Origin of the sequence: Marinobacter fuscus, assembly GCF_003007675.1 — a bacterium.
Classification (GTDB): Bacteria; Pseudomonadota; Gammaproteobacteria; order Pseudomonadales; family Oleiphilaceae; genus Marinobacter; species Marinobacter fuscus.
In genome coordinates this window covers 1-2,141 of record NZ_PXNP01000011.1, presented here as the reverse complement: position 1 = coordinate 2,141, position 2,141 = coordinate 1, and the positions used below count along the sequence as shown (strand labels likewise).

The window sequence follows — 2,141 nt, the reverse complement described above, 5'->3', positions numbered from 1 at the left end:
CGGATGTACCACACCTCGTATCGGGTTCCTGTTCGTCGCCCCGCCGCTTTGGATTGGGCTTACTTCCGGCCGGCGCTCCGGAGACCCCACCTCGCGATGACGCCCTTGCCCTTCTCCTAGCCTTCGGCTCTGCGAACACCTGGCAGGAGGACTTTCACCTCCCTAGTTCTGTGCCATGCCCGGCACACACGCGAAGCTTAGCGGCGCCACGTCAGTGGCGTCCGGTGGACGGCCCTCGGGCCGGGAACGCACTACAGCGACTGGTTAGCTGAGAAGCACCGGCGGGCGACATACCCAGATCCTTGGCAACCAGCATGACCGCCTGCTCCGTTGCTTTGTGCACAAGCTCTGGACGATGCACTCCGATTAAAAACACCCGCACTGATGCGGAAAGTGAACCTGAACTTCAGATTAGCAGGTAAGCAAGGAACCAAGTTTCGACGGACACCTGGTTCCGGCAAACACTAACCTTTATGCCAACGCCGCTGGCTTATTTTGGCTACCCACTCGACGCGGGTTCCGACGGCCTTGGCAAACCACCGGAATTGACGGATTTGCTACCAGTTTACGGCCAAGGCCAATACCACCGAGCCAACCAAAAGGCACAACGCACTACCCAGCTAACGCTGAGCACAGCGGCGCCCTGACAAGGGCGTCCGGTGGCCGCAGGCCACGTACTGCTGCGACTTGTTAGTTGGGGGCATCAATGAAGCCCAATCCCTGGCAACCAACATCGCAGCCTACACCGCTGCCCTTGCACCCAAATTCGCCGGTGCTTCATTATTGAAACCACCACCAACGATGCGGTGGATGAACCTGAACATCAGAGTAGCAGGTAAGCAAGGAACCGTTTACCGGCGGACAGCCCAACGACCGGAACACTCAATTTAGAACCAGCCCCGCTGGCTGATTGAGCTGCCAACAACACGCCAATGTTGGGGGCCTTGGCTACGCTGCATTTTTTCAGATTTTGCTGCCAACTTTCGGCCAAGGCCATTAGCACCGAGCCACCTAAAAGGTACAAAGCACTACCAACTAACGCCTGCCAGCATGCGCGCCTTTGTAGTGGAGGCGGAGCCGCAACGGAAAAGGCGTCGCCGTGCCTGGCCTGGTTATACGTGTGCTCAGAGCAGGCGCCAAGGCCCTGATTCTGATACACGCTCGACTTTACCCTCAGACTTTAGCTCTTGAACAATAGCACCAACCCAGTATTGCTGATTCGAAGATGTAGTTTTTGGGTAGTCACCCCAATCAAAACCACATTCTCGAAATATTTCGGCGAGCTTCATACCGGTTGAATTAGGCTGGCAAGCAGGGTTATTTCGCATAAAGTCCAGAACCAAATCTTTAGCTTGCTGCCTGATAATGTTGCCGCGATCTGAAAATTTCGACATTTTAAAACTTTCCCAAATTCGAGTGAAAACGTATAACGCCAGCCAGCATGCGCGGCTACGGAATGGAGGCGAAGCCGCAATGTAGTAGACGTCGCCGTGCCTGGCCTTGTTATATTTCGATTCTTGTTTCGAGGAATGACAGGTACTTTGGGTCATCTTCCATAAAGACCTCCATTCCCCCTCCCATATACGCCCTGGTCAACTCGTCAGCTGCTTTGTCTAGATTCTCTAATTCGAAGTACGCCTGGCCAAGCCTCAGGTGAACATATGGGTTACCTAAACCAGCAGGGCACTGAACTGCATTAAAAAAGCACTTCATCACCTTTTCAAAATTACCGGTGTAGAAGTGCGTATCGCCAATGGCAACGTATATCCACGTAGACGCTTCCCAGTCAGATATCTTGTCAGGGAGCAACTTTAGCGCCTCAATGTATTTAGCACGAGCCTCCGAAAATAATTTTTGACTGGCAAAATCTTCACCTTCTTTACACAGAAGCTCGATCTTTGCATGCAAATCAGGGGCTAGGAGTCTGCGCGGCAGAAGCCCGTTTCTGGCATAATAAACCGAAAATTTTTCGGCAACAGGACGTCTGATGGGAACCACTTTCCGCCCGTACTCGCCCGACCAGGAATTGCTCCTTCCCCCAAGCCTGAACGAGTGGCTGCCTGATGGCCACCTGGCCTATTTTGTCAGTGATGTTGTCGAGGAGCTGGATTTGAGTGCGTTTTACGCCCGCTACGAAGGCA

At 53.5% G+C, this 2,141-nt stretch carries 2 protein-coding genes and 1 pseudogene; 1 reads left to right on the top strand and 2 read right to left on the bottom strand.

From position 1 onward, the window contains the following. Window positions 1-1,124: 1,124 nt before the first annotated feature. Complete coding sequence (locus C7H09_RS03285) at window positions 1,125-1,394, bottom strand: hypothetical protein (RefSeq protein ID WP_068441554.1); 270 nt, start codon at window positions 1,392-1,394, stop codon at window positions 1,125-1,127. A 109-nt stretch (window positions 1,395-1,503) separates the two neighbouring features. Continuing rightward, window positions 1,504-1,998, bottom strand: coding sequence for a tetratricopeptide repeat protein (locus tag C7H09_RS03280; protein WP_206074258.1), 495 nt, complete (start codon window positions 1,996-1,998; stop codon window positions 1,504-1,506). Between C7H09_RS03280 and C7H09_RS20120 the strand changes: the two are divergent. Further along, window positions 1,988-2,141 (top strand): annotated as a pseudogene (locus C7H09_RS20120) (IS5/IS1182 family transposase); the annotation flags it as partial. The gene C7H09_RS03280 and the pseudogene C7H09_RS20120 sit on opposite strands and share 11 nt — an antisense overlap.

What these genes read in the sequence shown, in the direction of transcription:
- C7H09_RS03285 (WP_068441554.1), bottom strand. Translation starts at nt 1,394, where the DNA reads ATGTCGAAATTTTCAGATCGCGGCAACATTATCAGGCAGCAAGCTAAA.